Here is a 22,068-nt window from a genome sequence, read left to right on the forward strand (position 1 = left end):
CGGCCCGGACCGCATCGGTCCGGGCCGTCGTCGCCCCAGGCTTCCGGTGACCCCGCATCCTCGCCCCCTATCGCGCACCGTCGCCTTCCAGTGGTGGTCCGGCGGGTCCTGGCGCACCTCCGCCACGACCCGGACCTCGACCGGGCGCCACGCCCTGGGCATCACACGGCCGCCGTGGGACCAACCCGCTACCGGGTGTCTGTGCCCGCCGCCGGCGGCCGGGGCCGGGTCGTCGGGTCCTCCTTCGTCGTGACGGCGTATGCCTTCCTGTCCCGCCTGGCCGGTTCCACCGCGCCGATCGCCCGGTGGAACCCGTGCCAGCCCATCGGCTACCGGGTCAACCTCACCGGAGCGCCCGGCCTGATCGGCGCCCGTGGGCAGCTGCTGCTGCACGAGCTCGGCCACGCGGTCGGCCTGGACCACCCGCGCGTCGCCGACACCTCCGAGGTGATGTTCCCCGTCCTCACCCACAAGGTCGCCAGCTGGGGGAGCGCCGGCGCGGGCCACCCCAACGGGGCTGGTCAGGGGCTAGCCACAACGGGTCTGCCGCCCGCTGGCGACGACGGACCGTCCCCTGTGGCCCGTTCGGCGTACCCCACCTGTCAGGCCGTGGTCCATCGGCATTATTTCCCTGCATTGGCAGGGAATTCATCGATCCCAAGGCGCTCACTCGTGCTCTGAGCACCTTCCCCTCGCCCTCGGGACCGATCATGGATACTCCCACGCGCCGCCGCCGCCCGTTCGTCATCGCCGCAGCCCTGGCCCTCGGGGCCCAGCTGTGCCTCCCCGCGGCCACCACCGCGGCTGTCCCGGGCGTGACCGGCGTCATCACGTGGGCCGCCCCGGTGCAGGTCGGGGGCGTGGTCCCGGCGTCCCGGTCCAACCCGCGGGCCTATGCCTTCGCATCGCGGCCGGCCGGGAGCTCGGCCCCGATTGCCAGGTGGAACCCCTGCAGCGGTGCCATCGGCTACCGGGTCAACCTCACGCACGCCCCGCGCGGCGTGCTGGGGGACGTCTGGCGCGCCGCCGCCCGGATCCGCACCGCCACGGGCCTGCGCCTCGTCTACCGGGGCACGACCCGGATCACGCCAGGCCGGTCCTGGCAGCCGGCCTTCCCCGCGGACACCCGGGTGGTGGTCGCCTGGGACCTGCCCAGCCGCAACCACCTGCTGGGCTCGGCCTTCCCTAGCGGCTCCGGCATCACGACCGTGGGCGCCGGGGGCAGCCTCTGGGTACCGGGCTACCGCGACCGCGCCGGCCACCCCGCCCTGGAGATCACCCAGGGCTTCGTGATCCTCAGCTCGACAGCGCGGTTGGCCGCGGGCTTCGGCCGCGGACCGGCATACGGGCTGCAGGGGACCCGCGGTCAGCTGCTCATGCACGAGCTCGGCCACGCGGTCGGCCTCGACCACCCTCGCGTGGTGGACCGGACCGAGATCATGAGTCCGGTGCTCAGCCGCAAGCTCGCCCGCTGGGGAGCCGGGGACCTGGTCGCCCTGCGCCGGGTCGGGGCGAGCAACGGCTGCCTGTATCCGGCGGCGGGCTGACCTGCGAGGACGCCGATACCGCGGCGCGTGGCGTGTTGTCGCCACTTGCGCCAAAGGTCTGTTCCGCGAGGTTTCCCGTCGGTACCGTGATCGGGTCGAACAGCGATGTCGGCGTGCGCAGGCCCGAGGGGAGCCCGTCCCGTCGGGCCTGCGCACGCCGCCAGTGGAGCGAGGCGTACGGATGGCATTGACCGCCGAAGGTGCACAGCCCGGTGAGGGCTACCTGCACGAGGCGTTCCTGTGGTCCGGCAGGGAGGAGTTCCTGGCCGGCACCGTGCCGTTCGTCCAGGAGGCCGTCGCCCAGGGCCATCCCGTCCTCGTGGCGGTGATCCGCCCCCGTATCGAGTGGCTCCGACGCGAGCTCGGTGGCAGCCCCAAGGGGGTCGCCTTCGTCGACATGGCCGAGCTGGGGCGCAACCCCGCCCGCATCATCCCCGCCTGGCGGGCGTTCATCGACGACAACGGCGGCGGCTCGCGACCGCTTCGGGGCATCGGTGAGCCCGTCTGGGCCGGGCGGCGTGCCCCCGAGGTCACTGAGTGCCAGGTGCACGAGTCGTTGCTCAACCTCGCCATCGGGCCGACCGTGCCGCTGAGGCTGCGTTGCCCCTACGAGGCCGACGCGCTCGACGGGGCGGTCATCAGGGAGGCCCATCGCAGCCACCCGCAGCTCGTGGAGCGGGGTGCGGAGCATGACAGCCGGCGCTACGGCGGCATGGCCCACATCCGGGCGGCGTTCGGGCTGCCCCTGGCCGAGCCCGCCGCCGGGCACGTCGACGTGGAGGTGTTCGGTGTCGCGGACCTGGGCCGGCTGCGTGCCCTGGTCCGTCAGCGGGCCCGCGACGTCCGCCTGGACGCGGACCGGGTCGAGGACCTCGTCCTGGCGGTGCACGAGGTGAGCGCCAACAGCGTCGACCACGGTGGCGGGGGAGGGGTGCTGCGCGTCTGGTGCGAGACCGACCGCATCGTGTGCGAGGTGCGCGACCGTGGGCGCATCGAGGACGCCCTGGTCGGGCGGCGCACCCCGACGGGTGAGCAGGGCCGCGGCCGGGGCCTGTGGCTGGCCAACCAGCTGTGTGACCTGGTCCAGATCCGCTCGCTCGCCGACGGCACCGCCGTCCGCGTGTCCTGCTGGCTCTGACCTCGGCCCTGACCTGCGACGACGGTCCCGGACGCGTGGCCGGCGCGGCGCGTACCACAGGGTCCTCGGGCTGGCGAAATTCAGGCCGTCCTTGTGCTGGATAGAACCCTGGCGGAGACGAGTCATCGTGCTAACGTGACGACCGGTTGCAGTTGCAGTTCCTCGCAGGTCGAAGAAATGCCCGCCCACCAGCGGGCTTTTTTCATCAGAACGGGCATGTCCCGCAGGTGTGGGGGTAGTGCGGCAGCCTGGAGCCCACGAGGTGTGGGCTCCATTGGCCACACAAGGAAATGAGTTATCCCCATGGCACAGGGCACCGTCAAGTGGTTCAACGCTGAGAAGGGCTTCGGCTTCATCGCCCAGGATGGTGGCGGCCCGGACGTCTTCGTCCACTACTCCGCCATCCAGACCAACGGCTACCGCTCCCTCGACGAGGCGCAGCGCGTCGAGTTCGAGGTCACCCAGGGCCCGAAGGGCCCGCAGGCCGACGCCGTTCGCCCTCTCTGAGAGTCGAGCTGCAGCTGACGCACTGACGTCGCAGCACGAAGCCCCCGGGACTCCTCCCGGGGGCTTCGTCGTGTCCGGGCCCTGGTCGGCCCGGCTCCGGTATGCCGCGTGGCCGGCGTCAGTGCAGGCCGGCCAGGAACGCGCGGCCCAGCGGGGCGGCGACGTCGCCGCCGCTCTTGCCCTCCTCGACCAGCACGGCGAAGGCGAGGTCGCCCTGCCAGCCGGTGAACCAGGCGCGCGTCTTGAACGGCTTGCTGGTGCCGAACTCGGCGGTGCCCGTCTTGCCGTAGACCGGGCCGCCGGGGGCGTCCTTGATCTTGGTGCCCGTGCCCGAGGTGACCACCAGGCGCATGAGCTGCTGCAGCTGGCTGACCGCCTTGGCGTCCAGCGCCTTGGGCGTGCGGTCGGCACCCTGCGGGGCCGGGGACTTCACGAGGACGGGCGGAATGTAGCTGCCGCGGGCGACCGACCCCGACATGACGGCCAGCGCCGCGGGGGAGACCAGCGTCTTGCCCTGTCCGAAGGCGGTCGTGGCGCGTTCCGTGGCCCCGCTGGCCGGAGGGATGCTGCCGTCGAAGGCCGGGACGCCGAGCGTCTTGTCCCAGCCGGCGCCGATACCGAGCGCGGTGGCCGCCTGGTGCAGGTCGTTGTTGCCCAACCGGCTGACACCCAGGCCGATGAACGCCGTGTTGCAGGACTTGGCGAAGTCGGTCGAGAACGGCACGGTGCCGAACTTCTCGCCCTCGTAGTTCTGCATCGTCGTGCCCTCGACGGTGACCTTCGGCGGGCAGTTCACCGGGGTCGACGGCGTCAGGCCATGGGTGAGCAGGGCGTAGGTCGTGGCCACCTTGAGGGTCGAGCCCGGGGCGTACTGGCCGCGCAGGGCGCTGTCGATGCTCTGGCCGGCGCTGTTGGCCACGGCGACCAGCTCACCGGTCTTGACATTGACCGCGACCAGGGCAGACGGGACGGCCTTGCTGCCGGTCAGGGCAGCCTCCGCGGCCCGCTGGACCTTCGGGTCGAGCGTCATCGTGACCGAGGTGCCGTCCTTGGCCGGCACGTCGTAGAGCTTCTCCCCGGTCGCGCCGCCGACCCGGATGGAGATGCCCGGCGTCCCGCCGAGGACTGAGTCGTACGCTCCCTGGATCCCGGTCAGGCCGGCACGGTCGCCGACGGCGAACCGGCCGTTGCTGGCCTGGATCCGGTCGGCGCCGACCATGCCGTAGGAGCCGAGCAGCGGCTGGGCGAACGTGCGGCTCTCGGCCAGGGGCTGGTCCCGGGTGGGGTGGACGACCCCCGGCAGGGCATCCAGGCGCGCCTTGATCGGCGCGAAGTCGCTCTCGCGATAGGTGATGACGTCGATGACCTGCGAGGACTTCGCCGCCTTGGCCTTGGCCAGCGCGGTGACCAGGGAGCCGGGAGCCTCGTGGGTCAGCTTCTCCACCTCGGCCGCGGCCTGCGGAGTCGCCCGGGAGGGGTCGAGCCCGATGTCGTAGACCGTGCCGGTGGCCAGCAGGGGCTGGCCGTTGCGGTCCAGGATGTCGCCGCGCTTGCCCCACGTGTGCTCGAAGGACAGGGCCGTCCCCGCCGGCACCTTGGGGTGCCACAGCGACGTCTTGCCGTCGGCGACGACCCCCCACGTCTGGCTCGTCTTCTTCAGCCCGACCGTCTCGTCGTAGGCCCACGTCCGGCCCTTGCCGACCTGCCACGACACATGCAGCTGCGCCGTGCCGGTCTCGCCGTCACGGCTGACGTCGGACACGGTGACCTTGACCGGCACGGCGCCCAGCGCCCCGGTGGTCGTGCGGAAGCTGGCCGCGACCTGCTTCGGCGAGGACCCGGCATACGTCGCGATCGGGTCATCGAGCTTGCGTGCGGTCCAGGCCCGGGCGAAGGACGTCGCCGCGGTGTCGGCCGCGCGGTCGTCGCGCGCCGCCTCGCGCTGCTGGAGCAGGACGTACCCCCCGGCCGCCGCGCCCACCACGAGGACCCCGCCCACGATCGAGGGGAGGAGGATGCGTCGATTCATGGGGGCCATCAAACCTCATCTGACTGGGTTGTCCCGAAACGCCGTGACTCCGGACACTCCCGTGAGGGCGTCGCGCATGGCAGGCTCCAGCCATGAAGAGCACCATGCAGGACACCCAGCTGCTCATCTCCCGCATCCTCCTCAACGGCACGCGCATGCATGCCGACCAGGAGGCTGTCACCTGGACCGCCGAGGGCCCCAGGCGCACCTCCTACGCCGAGGTGGGCCGCAAGGCCGCCCAGCTGGCTCACGCGTTGCGCGGTCTCGGGATCGACGGCGACCAGCGCGTCGCGACGTTCATGTGGAACAACGCGGAGCACCTGGTCAGCTACCTGGCCGTGCCCTCGATGGGTGCCGTCCTGCATGCGCTCAACATCCGGCTCTTCCCCGAGCAGGTCATCTACGTGACCAACCACGCGGAGAACCAGGTCGTCATCGTCGACAACTCCCTCGCCGCGCCGTTCAGCAAGCTGCTGCCGCACCTGGCGACGGTCCGCCACGTCATCGTCAACGGGCCGGTCACGGACGAGGTCCGCGACGCCCTGGCGGGGGCCAGTGACCGGATCGAGGGCGTGCACGACTGGGACGAGCTGCTCTCCGGCCAGCCGGACACCTTCGACTGGCCCGAGCTGGACGAGACCTCGGCGTCGTCGATGTGCTACACCTCCGGCACCACGGGCAACCCCAAGGGCGTCGTCTACTCCCACCGCTCCAACTACCTGCACACCATGCAGGTGTGCATGCCGACCAGCCTCGACATCCGCCAGGGCGACCGGCTGCTCGCCGTGGTCCCGATGTTCCACGCCAACGCGTGGGGCCTGCCCTACGCCGCGCTCATGGCCGGCGCCTCGCTGATCCTGCCGGACCGGTTCCTGCAGGCCGAGCCGCTGGCGCGCATGATCGAGACCGAGAAGGTCACGGGTGGCGGCGCGGTGCCGACCATCTGGAACGACCTGCTGCGCTACCTGGACGAGCACCCCACCGACTGCTCGTCGGTGCGCTCGGTCGTCGTCGGCGGCTCGGCCTGCCCGCCGGCGCTGATGCGGGCGATGCAGGAGCGGCACGGCGTCACGGTCGTCCACGCCTGGGGGATGACCGAGATGTCGCCGCTGGGCTCGACGGCGGTCGCCCCGGTGGGCACCACCGGTGAGGAGCACTGGCACTACCGGGAGACCCAGGGGCGGGTCGCCCTGTCGCTGGACTACCGCCTCGTCGGGCCCGACGGCGCCGAGCAGCCGTGGGACGGCGCCAGCGTCGGCGAGGTCGAGGTGCGCGGGCCGTGGATCACCGGCTCCTACTACGACAACGGCCAGAACAGCGAGGCCGAGCGTGCCGACGCCGAGAGCAAGTTCGACGAGGGCTGGCTGCGCACCGGCGACGTCGGCTCGCTGACCCCCGACGGGTTCCTCGTCCTGACCGATCGCGCCAAGGACGTCATCAAGTCCGGTGGTGAGTGGATCTCCTCGGTCGACCTCGAGAACGCCCTGATGGCCCACCCCGAGGTGGTCGAGGCCTCCGTGGTCGGGGTGCCGGACGAGAAGTGGGGGGAGCGGCCGCTGGCCACCGTGGTGCGCGCCCCCGGCGCCACCGTCGACGCGACGGCCCTGCAGGAGTTCCTGGCCGCCAGACTGGCTCACTGGCAGGTGCCGGAGCGCTGGGCGTTCATCGACGAGGTGCCCAAGACCAGCGTCGGGAAGTTCGACAAGAAGGTCCTGCGCCGGCGGTATGCCGAGGGGCAGCTCAGCGTCGAGACGCTCACCTGACGTCCAGCGTAGGTTTGGGGAACGCACATGGGGGCCGTCTACACTCCCTCGGTTACAACCGGATGTGCGCGCGGAGCGCGCTGTCCGGTACGGCATACGGAAGGCTCTTGAGTGACCCGCTCACGCGCGGATCGCGGCCGAGGCAGGTCGCGTCGGGAGGCCCTCGACACCCACTCCCGGGGCGAGGGCCTCGATGCGACCGCGTCCGAGCTCACCACCCGACGGGCCGTGCGGGACGAGCACCGGCGGACCCACCGGCACCCCTTGCTGCGGCGCGGCGCCATCATCGGGGCAGCCGTGATGGCCGTGGTCCTCGTGCTGGGCCTGCTGGCTTACATCAAGCTCAACGGCAACATCCACAAGCTGGACCTGGCCGGTGAGCTCGGGGTGCGGCCGAAGTCCAAGGCAACTGTTGACGCGCAGACCGACCTGCCGCCGATGAACATCCTGGTCATGGGTTCCGACACCCGTGACCTGGGCGCGGGGGTCACCGGGTTCGGGAGCTCCAAGGACATCGCCGGCGCCCGGTCCGACACCACGTTGCTCGTGCACCTGGCCGCCGACCGCAAGTCCGCGATCGTCGTCAGCATCCCGCGGGACTCCGTGGTCAAGGGCCCGGTGTCCTGCAAGGACAAGAACAACGACATCGCCACCTGGCCGGACCGGCAGTTCAACGCCAACTTCGAGCTTGGTGGCCCGGCGTGCACCATCCGGACGGTCGAGCAGAACACCGGCGTCCGGATCGACCACTTCATGGTGATCAACTTCCTTGGCTTCGAGGCAATGGTCGACGCCCTCGGGGACATCCCTGTGTGCGTGCCCAAAGCGGTCAACGACCCCAAGAGCGGCCTGAAGCTGCCGGCGGGTCGAAGCCAGGTCACCGGCAAGGAGGCGCTGGCGTTCGTCCGGGCGCGCTACACCCTCGGGGACGGCTCCGACCTGAGCCGGATCGACCGGCAGCAGGCGTTCCTGTCCTCGATGGTGCAGACCGCGACCAGCAGCGGCACGCTGCTGCGGCCGGACAAGCTGTTCCGCTTCCTCGACGCCGCGACCAAGTCTCTGACCACCGACCCGGGCCTGGGCAACCTCAACGCGCTGCGGGAGGTGGCACAGAGCGTCCAGGGGCTGCCGTCCTCGCAGATCCGGTTCGTGACCGTCCCGGTCGAGCCCTACCCGCCGCGGCCCAAGGCGCTGGTCCAGTGGACCTCCAGGGCGTCCGCGCTGTGGCAGGCCATCGCCAACGACGACCCCCTGCCGGGCACGGGCAAGAAGAAGGCACCCACGGGGCCGGTCACGCCCGCGCCGTCCCAGGAGCCGCTGACGGTCACGCCCGACAGGATCCACGTGTCCGTCATCAACGACTCCGGCGTCTCCGGGATCGCCCGCCAGGACGCCGGGGACCTGCAGCTGCAGGGCTTCCAGGTCGAGGGGTTCAAGTCCGGCAGCAACCCCCACGGCGGCGTCATCGTCAGCTACAGCCCCAGCAAGGCGGACTCGGCCCGCACCGTCGCGGCCGCGTTCCCCGGGGCGAAGCTGAAGCAGGACGACCTGCTCGGCGAGACGATCGAGGTCAGCATCGGCGCGAACAGCCCGAACGTCGTGGCTGTCCCGAACCGCATCGGCAGCGACCCGCTGCCGTCGCACTCCCTGACCGCGACCGTTCCGACGACCTCGGCGACGTTCAAGGCGCGCACCGCCAACGCCGACATCTGCTCGCTGCACTGAGCCCTTCTCGCCATGCCGGGCACCCGTTTTGCCCCGGCGGTGCGCGGGCGGATAGCCTGTGCAGGCTCACGGTCCGTGGTGGTGCTTCGGCACAGCCGTCGCCGTGCGCACGGAGGCGTCGCCTAGCCCGGTTTATGGCGCCCGCCTGCTAAGCGGGTTGAGGTTAATCACCTCTCGCGGGTTCAAATCCCGCCGCCTCCGCAGATGACAGAAGGCCCCAGGACGACGTCCTGGGGCCTTCTGTCATCTCTTGAAGCATGGGGGATGTGGGTGGAGCCTGAGCGCAGCGGGCCAGGGCTGCCGCCGCCTCTGGCGCCCGGAGGGGCGCATCCCGCCGCCTCGCAGTCCACTCCACGACCGAACGCACCACATCCGTCGTTTCGGGTGCCTGCCAGCCCTGAAACGACGGAACAGGTGCGTTCGGTGGGCTTCTGGCAGCGAGGTGAACGCACGGCATACCGCCCTTTTGGACCTCGACAGGCGGGGCCAGGCGAGCCGACGATGGGAGGCACGGGCCGGGTGCCCGTGAGCACGTGGGAGGTGCGCCATGGGAGACATCGGGACCGAGCGGCGCGAGGTCGAGTTCGAGCCGCTGACGGAGGAACCGGCCACCGCCCCGCCGCCGCCGGTGCGGCAGCCCGAGCCGACACCCTCGTGAGCGAGGGGCCCGCGCTGGTCCCCGGGGAGCTGCGCGGCTACCGGCAGTTCACCCTCCGCCGGGACGGGCTCTACCCCCTGGTCCACGTCTCGGAGGGGCCGTGGGACGGCGCGCTGCAGCACGCACGCTGCGCCGAGCACGGCCATCACCCGCCCGGGCCGCGGTGCCGGTGCGGGCTCTACGCGTGGTACCTGCCGGGCAGCGCCACCGTCTCGGTCGGCCCCGTCGCGGCCGTCGTCGCGGCGCGCGGCCGGTGCGTGTTGGGCGACCGCGGGTTCCGCGCCGAGAGCGCCCGCATCGAGGCGGTCACCCTGCCCGCCTCGCTTCTGTGGCGGCCACGGTATGCGGCGCGGGTGCGCGCGATGCTGGCGCGGGACTACCCCCGCACGCGGGTCTACCGCCTGACGCGGCGGATGCTGCGCGACCACCCGCCGCACGACGTCCGCGGCCTGGGCATCGACCCGCCGCGCGACCCCAGCCGGGGCTACCGGGCGGCGGCGGTGGCGCTCTGGGCCTCGTTCCTGCTGGCCGTGTTCAGCCTCGGCGCCGTGCCCCACGCGGCCCGGGTCGAAGCGGTCACCCACTGGTGGCCGCTGCTGATCCTGGTCATCCTGGCCTGGCAGACCGCGCTCATCTGGCTGTTCATGCGCCTCATCGCCCAACAGATGCCCGAGGCCCCGCGCGAGGGTGACGCCCCGGGGTGACCCGGAGGTGAGGGGCACGGCATACCGGGGTGTCCTAGGGTCGGGCCATGGACTTCGGCTTCACCCCGGTCATGGAGCAGTGGCGCGAGCGCGTGCAGGACTTCCTCGACGAGGTGATCTACCCGGCCGAGGCGACGTTCCACGAGCAGGTCGCGGCGCAGGCGCAGAGCAACCCGTGGGGGCGTCCGCCGGTCATGGCCGAGCTCAAGGCCGAGGCGCAGCGTCGCGGGCTGTGGAACCTGTTCCTGCCCGGTGAGCGGGGCGCCGGGCTGAGCAACCTGGAGTACGCCCCGCTGGCCGAGCTGTCCGGCCGCTCCCCGATGCTGGCCCCCGAGGCGATGAACTGCGCCGCGCCGGACACCGGCAACATGGAGGTGCTCGCGCACTTCGCGACACCGGCGGTGCAGCAGCAGTGGCTGGAACCGTTGCTGCGCGGGGAGATCCGCTCGGCGTACTCGATGACTGAGCCCGAGGTCGCCAGCTCCGACGCCAACAACATCGCCACCCGCATCGAGGTCGACGCCGACGAGCTCGTCGTCACCGGCCGCAAGTGGTGGTCCAGCGGCGCGATGGCCCCGGAGTGCAAGGTCGCCATCGTCATGGGCCTGTCCGACCCCGACGGCGAGCGGCACCAGCGGCACAGCATGGTCGTCGTCCCGCTGGACACCCCAGGCGTCGACGTGCGCCGGTCCACGCACGTGCTCGGCTACACCGACGGCCCGCACGGCGGGCACGCCGAGATCGTGTATGACGCGGTGCGGGTCCCTCGGCAGAACCTCCTCGGGGAGCTCCACCGCGGGTTCGCCATCGGCCAGGCCCGGCTCGGGCCAGGGAGGATCCACCACTGCATGCGGCTGATCGGCATGGCCGAGCGGGCCTACGACCTCATGTGCGAGCGGGTGCAGCAGCGCGTGGCGTTCGGCAAGCCGCTGGCCGCACAGGGCGTCGTGCAGGAGTGGGTCGCCGAGGCGCGGATCCGCATCGAGCAGGCCCGGCTGCTTGTGCTCAAGACCGCGTGGCTGATGGACACCGTCGGCAACCGGGGCGCCGCCGTGGAGATCTCGGCGATCAAGGTCGCGGTTCCGGAGATGGCCACGTGGGTGATCGACCGGGCGATGCAGGCCCACGGCGGGATGGGCGTCTGCCAGGACACGGTCCTGCCCGAGCTGTACGCCCAGGCGCGGATGCTGCACCTGGCCGACGGGCCGGACGAGGTGCACCGCATGGCGCTCGCCCGGCGCGAGCTCAAGCGCTACGCCTGACGCGCGCCCTCGCCCAGCTGGCTCATGGCGTCCGGCGCGAGCGTCACGGCGGGGGTGCGGAAGATCCACCAGCGCATCGCCGCGAAGCGGACGGCCGTCGAGACCACGTTGGCCATGGCGATGGTCAGGGTCTGCGCGCCGGTCCCTGCGTCGGGCGCCAGCACGTGCAGCAGCCCCAGCGCGGCGCTGTTCATCACCAGCGTGATGCCGAACACCAGCAGCCCCTGAGCCTGCTGCAGCCCGGCCCCGCGCCGGTCGCGCAGCCCGAAGGTCCACCGCCGGTTGGCCGCGGTGTTGAAGACCGTCGCGACGAACAGCGCGAGCACGTTGGCCACCTGCGCCGAGGGCAGCCCCGGGCGCAGCAGCGCGAACAGGCCAAGGTGCAGGACCGTGCTTGCGACGCCGATCCCGCCGAACCGCCACAGCTGGCCGACCAGCCGGCCGGCGAGCTGCTGCTCGTGCGGGCGCCTGCCGATCCGGGCGCGGATGTCCCCCACCGGCAGGCGGCCCGAGCGCATCCCGCGCCGCATCCGGCGCACGCCGCGGAGGTCGTCCAGGGCGGTCTGCACGATCGCCACGCGGCTGTCCGGGTCGTCGAACCAGTCGACCGGCACCTCGTGGATGCGCAGTCCGCTGCGCTCGGCCAGGACGAGCAACTCGGTGTCGAAGAACCAGGTCGGGTCCTCCACCAGCGGCAGCAGCTCGGCGGCCACGTCAGCGCGGATCGCCTTGAACCCGCACTGCGCGTCGCTGAACCGCGCGCCCAGCGCCGCCCGGAGGATGAGGTTGTACGCGCGGGAGATCACCTCCCGCTTCGCGCCCCTCACCACCCGGGCGCCACGGGCGAGCCGGCTGCCGATCGCCACGTCGGAGTGTCCCGACATCAGCGGGGCGACCAGCGGCCACAGCGCGTCGAGGTCGGTGGACAGGTCGACGTCCATGTACGCCAGGATCGGCGCGTCGGAGGCCGACCAGACCGCCTTGAGCGCCCGGCCCCGTCCCTTCCGGTCCAGGTGCACGGCGTACACCTCGGGCATCGCCGCGGCCAGGCTCAGGGCCACGTCCCACGTCCGGTCGGTGCTGGCGTTGTCAGCCACGGTGATCCGAAACGGGTAGGGGAACGTCGCGTGCAGGTGCCCGGCGAGGCGGCGGACGCACGCCGGCAGGGCCTGCTCCTCGTTGTGGACGGGGATGACGACGTCGAGGACGGGGCAGGCGCTCATCGGGTTCACCTCAGTTCACGCCGGTCGTGGTCGATGAGGTGGCACCGCTGTTCGGCTGGGTCAGGTCGTAGAAGGTCGAGCCGCCGATCGTGACCGCGGTGTAGTTCTGCTCCACCCAGCTGCTGATCTGGCTGGCCGTGCCCGACCCGCCCATGCCGCCGCCGGGGCCGCCCCGGCCGCCGGCGGGCCCGCCCCGGCCGCCGGCGAGGAAGTAGTGCACCTTGCCCTGGCTGACCCACGCCTGGAACTGGGCCAGCGTCGGCGAGGGGTCGCTGCCGTTGAAGCCGCCGATGGCCATGACCGGCAGCCGGGTGCCCAGCTGCAGGCCGGCCGCGTTCTGCGAGCCGATCGCCGCGGCGACCCAGGTGTACTTCGATGCGTTCGCCGACAGGGCCGAGACGACCTCGGTGCTCGGGGTGCTGGCGTCGAGCAGGCCGCCCATGCCGCCGCCGGGTCTCTGCCGGGTCCCACCCCGGGCGGTGCCGGTCCGCCCGCCGAAGCCGCCGGGAGGCCCACCGGCCATGCCGCGACCGGGGCCACCCATGCCGCCCTGGCCGGACGGCCCGGCGCTCGGGATTGAGCCGGTGTGCGGGGTCGCCACGGTGGACAGGCTGTATGCCGCAGGGCCGGCGAGCACGGCCACGAGCGCCGCGGTGGCGACCACCGGCACCGCGCGGCGGTGGACCCGGCCGATGACCAGGAACATCGCGGCGGCGAACAGGCCCGTGACGACGACCGCGACGCGCAGCCACGGGAACCAGTCGGGGGTGCGGGCGAGCAGCGTGTAGGACCAGACCGCGGCCGCCGCGGTGGCGATGGCGAGGGTGAGCGAGCCGACCAGCCCGCGCCGGTGCTCCCATGCCTCCCTGGCCCCCATGCTGACCAGCGCGCCGATGGCCGGGGCGAGGGCGATCGTGTAGTAGGCGTGGAAGATGCCGGCCATCAGGCTGAACGTGAGCAGGGTGACGAGCAGCCAGCCACCCCACACGATGTATGCCGCACGGCGAGCATCCGTGCGCGGTGCCCGGCCGCGCAGCCACAGGCCGACGGCGAGCAGGATGAGTGCGCTCGGGATGAGCCAGGACACCTGGCCGCCGATGTCGCTGTTGAACATCCGGGTCAGACCGGTCGCGCCCCATAGGCTGCCGCCGCCGTTCGGGCCCGCGCCGCCGCCGACGGACCCGGTCTCGTTGCCGGTGATCCGGCCCAGGCCGTTGTAGCCGAGGGCGAGCTCGAGGATGGAGTTGGTCTGCGAGCCGCCGATGTAGGGACGGTCGGCGGCGGGGATGAGCTCGACGATGGCCAGCCACCAGCCGGCCGAGACGACCATGGCGGCGCCGGCGGCGAGCAGGTGCAGGAGGCGCTTGCGCAGCGGGGTGTCCGCGGCCACGAGGTAGGCCAGGGCGAAGGCCGGCACGACCAGCAGGGCCTGCAGCATCTTGGTGAGGAAGCCGAAGCCGACGAGGACGCCGACCCAGACGAGCCAGCGGGGGCTGGCCTTCTCGATCGCCTTCATCGTCGCCCACGCCCCGAGGGTCATGAGCAGCACGAGCAGTGCGTCGGGGTTGTTGAAGCGGAACATCATCACCGCGACCGGGGTCAGCGCGAGGACGGCGCCGGCGAGCAGGCCTGCGGCGGCACCGAACTGGCGCTTGACCGTCGCATACAGCACGCCGACCGAGGCGACGCCCATGAGCACCTCGGGCATGAGGATGCTGAACGAGCTGAGCCCGAACGCGCGCACCGACAGTGCCGTCACCCACAGCGAGGCGGGCGTCTTGTCGACGGTGATCGAGTTGCCGGTGTCGGAGCTGCCGAAGAAGAAGGCCTTCCAGCTCTCGCTGCCGGCCTGGACGGCAGCGGAGTAGAAGGAGTTGGCCCAGCCGCTGGCGGTGAGCCCGTAGAAGTAGAGCGCAGCCGTCGCGACCAATAGGCCGACCAGTGCGGGACGCTCCCAGGAGCGTTGCGGCGCAGTGGTTTCGGCGGGTCCGGCCACGGGCTGCGCCGCGTGCCTGGGAAGCCTCATGGTGTCCATGACGTCGACTCTGGGAGCCGGGCCTGTGCCGTGCCTGTGAGGTGGCTGAGGTGGGCTAGTGAGCCGGGAGGGCGACCCGGAAGACCGTCTGGCCGGGCTTGCTCGACAGGTCGACGCGCCCACCGTGGGCCAGCGTCACGGCGTGCACGATGCTCAGCCCGAGGCCGGTGCTGCCGGCCGCTCGGGACCGGGACGCCTCGCCGCGCGCGAACCGCTGGAACACGTTGGGCTGCAACGCGTCCGGGATGCCGGGCCCGTTGTCCTCCACGGTGACGCTCACCTCGCCGTCAGTCTCGGCGACGCTGGTGCGCACGGTGGTGCCGGGAGGGGTGTGCGTCCGGGCGTTGGCCAGCAGGTTGGCGACGATCTGGTGCAGGCGAGCCGAGTCGCCGGAGACGTTGACGGCGTCGTCCGGCACGTCGAGCTGCCAGACGTGGTCCGGGCCGGCGGCATGGGCGTCGCTGACGGCGTCCACGACCAGCCGGGTCAGGTCGACCGGCTCGCGCTCCAGCGGCCGGCCGGCGTCCAGGCGGGCCAGCAGCAGCAGATCCTCGACGAGCTCGGTCATCCGCTGCGCCTCGGACTCCACCCGTCCCAGCGCGTGGGTGACCGACGGCGGCACGGGCTCCGGCGCGCGGCGGGACAGCTCGGCATACCCGCGGATGGACGCCAGGGGCGTCCGCAGCTCGTGGCTGGCGTCGGCGACGAACTGGCGCACGCGCATCTCGCTCTCGTGGCGGGCGTTCAGGGCCTCGCCGACGTGGTCGAGCAGGCCGTTGAGCGCCGAGCCGACCTGGCCGACCTCGGTGCGCTCGTCGGTGAACTCGGCCGGCACCCGCTCGGCGAGGGCGACCGCACCGGAGTCCAGGGGCAGGTGCGAGACCTTGGTGGCGGTGGCGGCGACGCGTTCGAGCGGGAGCAGGTTGCGGCGCACCAGCCAGCGCCCGGCTGCTGCCACGGCGATGAGGCCGAAGGCGGTGGCCAGGACGACGATGAACGAGAGCCGTGCCACGGTCTCGCGCTGCGGGCCCACGGGCAGGCCGGTGACCAAGGTGCGGCCGTCGGCGGTGCGTGTGGCCACGAGGCGGTAGGCGCCGGTGTTGCCGCCGAGGTCGACGGTGGCAGGGCGGTCGCTGAGTCCGGCCCGCTCGAGGAGGGCGAGCTGGGTCGCCGAGAGCTCGCCGGCACCCTGGGCGGGTGTGACCACGACGTTCTCACCGATGTCCGAGCCCTCGAGCTCGACGTGCACGAAGCCGCCGCCGAGACCGGGAGGCAACCCGCCGGGGGTGGGTCGGGGGGAGGGGCCGTTGGGGTGGTCCTCCCCACCACCGCGGCCGTCGGTGACCCGGTGGGCCTGGGCCATGAGCTGGCTGTCGAGCTGCCCCATGAGGAAGCCGTTGAGCGCCAGCACGGTGACCACGCCCGTGGCGACCGTGATGGTGAGGAACAGCGCGACGGTCGAGGCGACCAGCTTTGAGCGCAGTGTCCAGGTCGCCGGACGCATCCACGTGGGGCGGCTCATGGGACGACTGGGGCTCAGGTCGCGGGCTTGAGCACGTAGCCCACACCGCGCATGGTGTGGATCATCGGCTCCCGGCCGACGTCGATCTTCTTGCGCAGGTAGGAGATGTAGAGCTCGACGACGTTGGCCTGGCCGCCGAAGTCGTAGTTCCAGACCCGGTCCAGGATCTGCGCCTTGGACAGCACCCGCTTGGGGTTGCGCATGAGGTAGCGCAGCAGCTCGAACTCGGTCGCCGTCAGGTTGACCGGGTCGCCGCCGCGGGTGACCTCGTGGCTGTCCTCGTCCATGACCAGGTCGCCGACGACCAGCTGGGACCCGGCATCCTCGGCCATGACGGCGGTGCGGCGCATGAGCGCGCGCAGCCGCGCCACGACCTCCTCCAGGCTGAACGGCTTGGTGACGTAGTCGTCGCCGCCGGCCGTCAGCCCCGCGACGCGGTCCTCGACGGCGTCACGCGCGGTGAGGAAGAGCACCGGCACGTTGGGGTTGTCCGCGCGCATCCGGCGCAGCACCTCCATGCCGTCGAAGTCGGGCAGCATCATGTCCAGCGCGACGGCGTCGGGCTGGAACTCGCGGGCGGCGCGCACGGCAGCCATGCCGGTGCCCGCCGAGCGGACCTCCCAGCCCTCGTAGCGCAGGGCCATGCTGAGCAGCTCGGTGAGGTTGTTCTCGTCGTCGACGACGAGGACGCGCACCGGGGCGCCGTCGAAACGGCGCAGCGGGGCGGACGCAGGGCGGGCGGTCGACTGGCTCATGGCACTCAGTGAAGCGGGGTTACCTGAAGGGACCATCGCGAGTTCCTGTACAAACCCTGTGAACGCTCTGTGGTGGGGTCTCAGCGACCGGACATGACCGTCACAGCCCCGTCACAGGCCTGCGGCCCAGTCTCGACGGCGATGACCCCGCCACCGAGGAGACCCACCATGCGTGCTTCGTCCCCGCAGACCCCCTGGGCCCACAGCCCCACCGCGGAGCTGCCCACGACCGCCACCCGCCCGGACCTCGCCGGGCCGATCCAGGTCGACACCATCTCGTATGCCGCGTCGCCGGCTGCTCCGCCCGCCGTCCAGCCTCCGGTGTGGTCCGGTCGCAAGACCGCCATCGCCGCGGCCCTGGCGATCGGCTTCGCCGCGGTCGGCGCTGTCGGCGCCGCCGCGGTGATCGGGGACCAGAGCCAGACCCAGTCCGGCCCCGGCGGCCAGTTCGGCCCCGGTCAGGGCGGGCAGTTCGGTCCGGGCGGGCAGGGCCAGTTCGGCCCCGGTGGCGGGCCGGGTCGCTTCGGTCCGGGGCAGGGTGGCCAGCTCGGTCAGCTCCCCGGCGCCCCGGAGGGCCAGAGCGGCCAGCTGCCGGGCCTCCCGGGCCAGGACCCCCAGGGCCAGACCGGCTCGACCAGGGGGCGGACGACATGACCCCGCGGGAGTGGCTGCGCGCGCACCAGCCCCGGCCGGCCTCGCGCTCGACGGTGACGAGGCACGCGGCATACAAGGACTTCGGCGTGCTGCCTGTCTGCGGCGGCAGCGTGCGGCCGCCGGCCTCGCAGCGGGAGCGGGCCGCGCGCGGGTAGCGCGGCTCAGCCCCGCGCGCCGCCGAGGCCGAGGACAACCGCCAGGCCGAGGGCGCTGCGCGGGTCGTAGGGTCCGCGCCACAGGCCGCCGTGGACCGCGCCGAACGCCTCGTCCTGCCACGGGTGCTCGTGCGCGGGCGTGCCGGCCCGCAGGTCGTGCACGAGCAGGGCGGCCATGAGCACGTTGCTCGTGGCCGGCTCGAACACCTCGATGCCGAAGCGGTGCGCCCCGGCGTAGGCCGCAGCCAGGGCCCGGTTCTTGACCACCGAGCGGGTCCGGGTGGGCGGGGCCACCTTCAGGGACACCACGCTGCCCGCCGCCCGGGCCGTCGTGGCGCGCCAGCGCTGCAGCCGCTTTGCGAGGGCGTAGTTGGGGCCCTGCTGGGGGACCAGGCTGTCGTTGACGCCGGGGTCGGCGCCGGGGGCGTAGTTGCGGCGCAGCAGCCGGCCCCCGCTGAGCACCCGCAGCGGCTGGCGCAGCAGGGTGCGGGCCCCGGCGTGGTCGTAGGCGTAGCTGGACCGGGCCACTGCGTCGGCGGGCACGGCGAACACGTCAGTCGGCGTGGCCAGGAAGGCCAGCGCCACGTCGTCCCGGCGACGCTGGAGCTCCACGGTCAGGGCGTCGACGGCCATCGCCACGCGGACGTTGGTCGCGCCGTCGGCGTAGACGTAGTTGCCCAGCACCAGCGGCCCCTCGATGCCGGTGAGCCAGTCCGCCACCTGCGGCAGGCGGTGGACCAGGTCGGCGCCGGCCCGCTGTTCCAAGGGGCGCGGGTCGGAGGTCACCGGGGCCGGCAGCTGCAGCCGGCCGGCCGAGCGCGACGTCAGCTCCGCCAGCCGCGACCACACCTCGGGCCGGGGCAGGTCGACGCCGACGACGTCCCCGCCCCAGGAGAGCAGCGCCCGCAGCGGGCCCATCTCCGAGCCGGCGCCCAGCACGACCACCCGCTGGTCGGTCAGGTCCAGCCACTCCGGGTGGGCCTGCACCTCGCGGACGGCCTCGGCCGCGCTGGGCTCGAGGACGCCGTCCTCCTCCCACGCGTCCAGCCGCCGCCGCAGCGCGTCACCGCGCAGGCGCTCGCCGTGCCACGGCAGGGACAGCTCGCGCTCGGGCTCGCCCCGGCCCTCGACGACCTCGGTGCCGAGCGGGTCCGCGTCGCCGGGCAGGGCGAACGACTCGGCCAGGCCCACCTCGTCGCCGGACTCCAGCCTCACCCGCATCCGGTCGTGCAGTGAGGCCAGACCGTCGGCCGCGATGATGCGGGCGGCGTCAGGGGAGAGCAGCCCGGCCTCCAGCAGCCGGCGGAAGTGGGCCACGTAGCCGTGCCGCCAGCTCGTCTCCTGCTCCGCGGCCCGCGACCCCACCGGGTCCACCGCCCGCAGCGCGTCGGCCACGACGGCCCGCCCGAGAGCCGAGGTGCTGCGCGCCCCGTCCACCTCGGGGAAGACGACTCCGGTGCTGTCGGACATGGCTCTCCTCGGGTGGGTGGGGTGGTCCAGCCATCATGCTGGGAGGTGAGGGGCACGGCATACCGGAGGGGGATGCACAGGGCCCGGCACGCAGGCTGCGTGCCGGGCCCCTGGGGCGTATGCCCTGTGGTTACTTCACGCCGAGGCGGGCCTTGAGGCCGTCCAGCTCGGTCCACAGCGTCGTCGGCAGCGTCTCGCCGAACTTCTCGAACCACTCCTGGATCTGCGGGATCTCCGCGGCCCACTCGTCGGCGTCGACGTCGAGCGCGATGCGCAGCTGCTCCTCGGTCATGTCCAGGCCCTCGGTGTCGAGGGACTCCGGCGTCGGGACGTGGCCGATAGGGGTCTCGACCGCGGCCGCGGTGCCCTCGAGGCGCTCCACGACCCACTTGAGGACGCGGGAGTTCTCGCCGAAGCCGGGCCACACGAAGCCACCGTCGGCGTCGCGACGGAACCAGTTGACGTAGAAGATCTTGGGCAGCTTGGCCGCGTCCGCGTCCTTGCCGACCTTGATCCAGTGGTTGAAGTAGTCGCCGGCGTTGTAGCCGATGAACGGCAGCATCGCCATCGGGTCGCGGCGCACGACGCCCACGGCGCCGGTGGCGGCAGCGGTGGTCTCGGAGGAGAGCGTCGCGCCCATGAACGTGCCGTGTACCCAGTCGCGGGCCTCGGTGACCAGCGGGATGGTCGTCTTGCGGCGGCCACCGAACAGGATCGCCGAGATCGGCACGCCCTGCGGGTCGTCGTACTCCGGCGCCAGGATCGGGCACTGCTCGATCGGGGTGCAGAAGCGGCTGTTGGGGTGGCTGCTCGGCTCGGTCGACTCGGGCGTCCAGTCGCGGCCCTTCCAGTCGGTCAGGTGGGCCGGCTTCTCCTCGGTCATGCCCTCCCACCAGATGTCACCGTCGTCGGTCAGGGCGACGTTGGTGAACACCGAGTTGCCCTTGGCGATGGTGCGCATCGCGTTGGGGTTGGTGTCCCAGCCGGTGCCCGGCGCGACGCCGAACAGGCCGAACTCGGGGTTGACGGCGTAGAGGCGGCCGTCCTTGCCGAACTTCATCCAGGCGATGTCGTCGCCGAGGGTCTCGACCTTCCAGCCAGGGATGGTCGGCTCGAGCATGGCCAGGTTGGTCTTGCCGCAGGCGCTCGGGAACGCGGCGGCGATGTACTTGACCGTGCCCTCGGGGGAGGTGAGCTTGAGGATGAGCATGTGCTCGGCCAGCCAACCCTCGTCGCGGGCCATGACGCTGGCGATGCGCAGGGAGTAGCACTTCTTGCCGAGCAGGGCGTTGCCGCCGTAGCCGGAGCCGTAGCTCCAGATCATCCGCTCCTCGGGGAACTGCACGATGTACTTGGTGTCGCTGCACGGCCAGGCGACGTCCTTCTGGCCCGGCTCGAGCGGCGCGCCCACGGAGTGCAGGGCGGGCACGAAGTCGGCGTCGAGCTCCTCGATCCGCTTCAGGACCTTGGTGCCGATGCGGGCCATGACGCGCATCGAGGCGACGACGTAGGCGGAGTCGGTGATCTCCACGCCGAACATCGGCTTCTCGGCGTTGAGGTGCCCCATGACGAAGGGGATGACATAGAGGGTCCGGCCCTTCATCGACCCCTGGTAGAGGTCGGTCATGATCGCCTTCATCTCGTCCGGCGCCATCCAGTTGTTGGTGGGCCCGGCGTCCTTCTCCTCGACGGAGCAGATGTAGGTCCGGTCCTCGACCCGTGCGACGTCGCTGGGGTCGGAGGCGCAGTGGAACGAGTTGGGCTTGAGGTCCTCGTTGAGCCGGGTGAAGGTGCCGACCTCGACGAGCTCGTCGGTCAGCGCCTTCCACTCCTCGTCTGACCCGGTGACCCAGTGGATGCGGTCCGGCGTCGTGAGGGCGGCAACCTCAGCAACCCAGGACGCGAGCCGGGCATGAGTGGTGCTGCCGTCACTCGGGATCTCGGCGCCAGGCGTGGCCGTGGCGGGGGTTGCTGTGGTCGTCTCAGTCGTCATGAGATCGGGCCATCCCTTTCGCGCGGCGACCGCGTGCTGGTCGCCTGCGTCAGTTGCGGTGGTGCGTCCGATGCGGGCCCCGTGCCGCCCCCTCGTCGGGCGACGCTTGCTACAGCCCCCGACGGAGTTGGCGACATGGTGTCCACATGGTGAACGCGCTTGTGGTTGCCAAGGTAGCCCCGGTCCGAGGGTGGGCGGAACCGTCGTGTTCAGCGCTCGCTCGTGAAACGTCTCACAAAGTCCGGTTCCTTGTCGGTTTCTTGCAATTACCTGCAAGAAAGCGACCGATTCGCTGCAAGATCGGTTGCGGAGAGGGGCCCTTCGGCCCTGTGCCGGTCCGGACCGTATGCCGACTGCCGGGGTCCGGAGGAGGGTCCGGGGAGCCGGCTCGTCGGGACGGCCACGGGCCTGGCCGGCCGGGCCGGGCAGGGTGCTTCCAGACAGCCGGGTGGGGTGCTTCGGGACCGGTCTCGGACCGCGATTTCGCGCCACGGTCGCGCTCGGGTATTCTCATCTCCCGTTGCGCCGGACCAGTCCGGAGAGCGGCAAGCGCCCGTAGCTCAACGGATAGAGCATTTGACTACGGATCAAAAGGTTAGGGGTTCGAATCCCTTCGGGCGCGCTCTGTGTTGAGACAGAAACCAGCAGGTCAGAGCCCCGCGCCGCTCCACACGGTGCGGGGTTTTGCTGTGTCCGGGGACAACGAGGACACACAACGAGCCCCAGGCAGGACACACAAGCCGACTCGTAGGACATGACCGGGGACAGTGCCGGGTAGCCCTCGTCGCGCCAGCAGGTTCCACTCGTGGGCATCGGGCAAGAGCGGGGCGATTGCGCCACCGGCGCAGGACCGCACCGTGCGCGGCCATGACCCCCACGAACCCCTCCGCGCGCCCGGCCGGTCGACGCCGCAGGGCCGCCGACAAGC

The 22,068-nt window shown here is 72.1% G+C and carries 17 protein-coding genes and 2 tRNA genes; 12 read left to right on the plus strand and 7 right to left on the minus strand.

Annotated features, from left to right (window positions below; genetic code table 11):
• Positions 1-174 precede the first annotated feature (174 nt).
• The 4 genes from ACXVGS_RS15095 to ACXVGS_RS15110 all read left to right on the plus strand — a co-directional run bounded on the left by ACXVGS_RS15095 (position 175) and on the right by ACXVGS_RS15110 (position 3,192).
• Entirely contained in the window at positions 175-681 is a 507-nt protein-coding gene (locus ACXVGS_RS15095; RefSeq protein ID WP_458531529.1) for a hypothetical protein, read from the plus strand.
• A gap of 29 nt (positions 682-710) precedes the next feature.
• Positions 711-1,547, plus strand: a complete 837-nt coding sequence (locus ACXVGS_RS15100; RefSeq protein WP_458531530.1) for a hypothetical protein — start codon at positions 711-713, stop codon at positions 1,545-1,547.
• Between the two features lie 181 nt (positions 1,548-1,728).
• Positions 1,729-2,685 (plus strand): anti-sigma factor RsbA family regulatory protein, encoded by a 957-nt coding sequence (locus ACXVGS_RS15105; protein ID WP_458537124.1) that lies wholly within the window; start codon positions 1,729-1,731, stop codon positions 2,683-2,685.
• 303 nt (positions 2,686-2,988) lie between these two features.
• On the plus strand, positions 2,989-3,192 hold the full coding sequence (locus tag ACXVGS_RS15110; protein WP_034805904.1) for a cold-shock protein: 204 nt from the start codon (positions 2,989-2,991) through the stop codon (positions 3,190-3,192).
• A gap of 118 nt (positions 3,193-3,310) precedes the next feature.
• On the opposite strand, the gene ACXVGS_RS15115 is transcribed toward ACXVGS_RS15110, so the two are convergent.
• Positions 3,311-5,221, minus strand: a complete 1,911-nt coding sequence (locus ACXVGS_RS15115; RefSeq protein ID WP_458537125.1) for a penicillin-binding transpeptidase domain-containing protein — start codon at positions 5,219-5,221, stop codon at positions 3,311-3,313.
• A gap of 92 nt (positions 5,222-5,313) precedes the next feature.
• On the opposite strand from ACXVGS_RS15115, the gene ACXVGS_RS15120 reads away from it, so the two are divergent.
• The 5 genes from ACXVGS_RS15120 to ACXVGS_RS15140 all read left to right on the plus strand — a co-directional run bounded on the left by ACXVGS_RS15120 (position 5,314) and on the right by ACXVGS_RS15140 (position 11,333).
• On the plus strand, positions 5,314-6,984 hold the full coding sequence (locus ACXVGS_RS15120; RefSeq protein ID WP_458530391.1) for a long-chain fatty acid--CoA ligase: 1,671 nt from the start codon (positions 5,314-5,316) through the stop codon (positions 6,982-6,984).
• Positions 6,985-7,095: 111 nt separating this feature from the next.
• The gene (locus ACXVGS_RS15125) at positions 7,096-8,709 is read left to right on the plus strand and encodes an LCP family protein (protein ID WP_458530392.1); all 1,614 of its coding nucleotides are present in this window, start codon (positions 7,096-7,098) and stop codon (positions 8,707-8,709) included.
• Between the two features lie 111 nt (positions 8,710-8,820).
• A tRNA-Ser gene (locus ACXVGS_RS15130) sits at positions 8,821-8,910 on the plus strand.
• A gap of 453 nt (positions 8,911-9,363) precedes the next feature.
• On the plus strand, positions 9,364-10,071 hold the full coding sequence (locus ACXVGS_RS15135; protein WP_458530393.1) for a hypothetical protein: 708 nt from the start codon (positions 9,364-9,366) through the stop codon (positions 10,069-10,071).
• A 47-nt stretch (positions 10,072-10,118) separates the two neighbouring features.
• Positions 10,119-11,333 carry an acyl-CoA dehydrogenase family protein gene (locus tag ACXVGS_RS15140; protein ID WP_458530394.1) on the plus strand — a complete coding sequence of 405 codons (1,215 nt, stop codon included), beginning with the start codon at positions 10,119-10,121 and terminating at the stop codon, positions 11,331-11,333.
• Here ACXVGS_RS15140 and ACXVGS_RS15145 read toward each other — a convergent pair.
• The 4 genes from ACXVGS_RS15145 to ACXVGS_RS15160 are packed head-to-tail and all read right to left on the minus strand — an operon-like array spanning position 11,324 to position 16,868.
• A complete protein-coding gene (locus ACXVGS_RS15145; RefSeq protein ID WP_458531531.1) occupies positions 11,324-12,556 on the minus strand; it encodes a glycosyltransferase in 1,233 nt (410 codons plus the stop codon). The genes ACXVGS_RS15140 and ACXVGS_RS15145 overlap by 10 nt on opposite strands.
• 10 nt (positions 12,557-12,566) lie before the next feature.
• On the minus strand, positions 12,567-14,591 hold the full coding sequence (locus ACXVGS_RS15150) for a glycosyltransferase family 39 protein (protein WP_458537126.1): 2,025 nt from the start codon (positions 14,589-14,591) through the stop codon (positions 12,567-12,569).
• A 55-nt stretch (positions 14,592-14,646) separates the two neighbouring features.
• A complete protein-coding gene (locus ACXVGS_RS15155; protein WP_458530397.1) occupies positions 14,647-16,113 on the minus strand; it encodes a sensor histidine kinase in 1,467 nt (488 codons plus the stop codon).
• Between the two features lie 14 nt (positions 16,114-16,127).
• Complete coding sequence (locus tag ACXVGS_RS15160; RefSeq protein ID WP_458530398.1) at positions 16,128-16,868, minus strand: response regulator transcription factor; 741 nt, start codon at positions 16,866-16,868, stop codon at positions 16,128-16,130.
• A gap of 168 nt (positions 16,869-17,036) precedes the next feature.
• Here ACXVGS_RS15160 and ACXVGS_RS15165 point away from each other — a divergent pair, with 168 nt between their 5' ends.
• Complete coding sequence (locus tag ACXVGS_RS15165; RefSeq protein ID WP_458530399.1) at positions 17,037-17,522, plus strand: hypothetical protein; 486 nt, start codon at positions 17,037-17,039, stop codon at positions 17,520-17,522.
• Complete coding sequence (locus tag ACXVGS_RS15170) at positions 17,519-17,677, plus strand: hypothetical protein (RefSeq protein WP_458530400.1); 159 nt, start codon at positions 17,519-17,521, stop codon at positions 17,675-17,677. Before ACXVGS_RS15165 ends, ACXVGS_RS15170 begins: the two co-directional genes overlap by 4 nt.
• 6 nt (positions 17,678-17,683) lie before the next feature.
• On the opposite strand, the gene ACXVGS_RS15175 is transcribed toward ACXVGS_RS15170, so the two are convergent.
• Positions 17,684-19,147, minus strand: coding sequence for a hypothetical protein (locus tag ACXVGS_RS15175; RefSeq protein ID WP_458530401.1), 1,464 nt, complete (start codon positions 19,145-19,147; stop codon positions 17,684-17,686).
• Between the two features lie 130 nt (positions 19,148-19,277).
• Positions 19,278-21,140, minus strand: a complete 1,863-nt coding sequence (locus ACXVGS_RS15180) for a phosphoenolpyruvate carboxykinase (GTP) (protein WP_458531535.1) — start codon at positions 21,138-21,140, stop codon at positions 19,278-19,280.
• Positions 21,141-21,689: 549 nt separating this feature from the next.
• Here ACXVGS_RS15180 and ACXVGS_RS15185 point away from each other — a divergent pair.
• Positions 21,690-21,762, plus strand: a tRNA-Arg gene (locus ACXVGS_RS15185).
• The last annotated feature ends 306 nt before the right edge of the window (positions 21,763-22,068 follow it).

This window comes from Oryzihumus sp., assembly GCF_054325275.1.

What these genes read in the sequence shown, in the direction of transcription:
- ACXVGS_RS15100 (WP_458531530.1), top strand. Translation starts at nt 711, where the DNA reads ATGGATACTCCCACGCGCCGCCGCCGCCCGTTCGTCATCGCCGCAGCC.
- ACXVGS_RS15105 (WP_458537124.1), top strand. Translation starts at nt 1,729, where the DNA reads ATGGCATTGACCGCCGAAGGTGCACAGCCCGGTGAGGGCTACCTGCAC.
- ACXVGS_RS15110 (WP_034805904.1), top strand. Translation starts at nt 2,989, where the DNA reads ATGGCACAGGGCACCGTCAAGTGGTTCAACGCTGAGAAGGGCTTCGGC.
- ACXVGS_RS15115 (WP_458537125.1), bottom strand. Translation starts at nt 5,221, where the DNA reads ATGAATCGACGCATCCTCCTCCCCTCGATCGTGGGCGGGGTCCTCGTG.
- ACXVGS_RS15120 (WP_458530391.1), top strand. Translation starts at nt 5,314, where the DNA reads ATGAAGAGCACCATGCAGGACACCCAGCTGCTCATCTCCCGCATCCTC.
- ACXVGS_RS15140 (WP_458530394.1), top strand. Translation starts at nt 10,119, where the DNA reads ATGGACTTCGGCTTCACCCCGGTCATGGAGCAGTGGCGCGAGCGCGTG.
- ACXVGS_RS15145 (WP_458531531.1), bottom strand. Translation starts at nt 12,556, where the DNA reads ATGAGCGCCTGCCCCGTCCTCGACGTCGTCATCCCCGTCCACAACGAG.
- ACXVGS_RS15150 (WP_458537126.1), bottom strand. Translation starts at nt 14,591, where the DNA reads ATGGACACCATGAGGCTTCCCAGGCACGCGGCGCAGCCCGTGGCCGGA.
- ACXVGS_RS15155 (WP_458530397.1), bottom strand. Translation starts at nt 16,113, where the DNA reads ATGAGCCGCCCCACGTGGATGCGTCCGGCGACCTGGACACTGCGCTCA.
- ACXVGS_RS15160 (WP_458530398.1), bottom strand. Translation starts at nt 16,868, where the DNA reads ATGAGCCAGTCGACCGCCCGCCCTGCGTCCGCCCCGCTGCGCCGTTTC.
- ACXVGS_RS15165 (WP_458530399.1), top strand. Translation starts at nt 17,037, where the DNA reads ATGCGTGCTTCGTCCCCGCAGACCCCCTGGGCCCACAGCCCCACCGCG.
- ACXVGS_RS15170 (WP_458530400.1), top strand. Translation starts at nt 17,519, where the DNA reads ATGACCCCGCGGGAGTGGCTGCGCGCGCACCAGCCCCGGCCGGCCTCG.
- ACXVGS_RS15175 (WP_458530401.1), bottom strand. Translation starts at nt 19,147, where the DNA reads ATGTCCGACAGCACCGGAGTCGTCTTCCCCGAGGTGGACGGGGCGCGC.
- ACXVGS_RS15180 (WP_458531535.1), bottom strand. Translation starts at nt 21,140, where the DNA reads ATGACGACTGAGACGACCACAGCAACCCCCGCCACGGCCACGCCTGGC.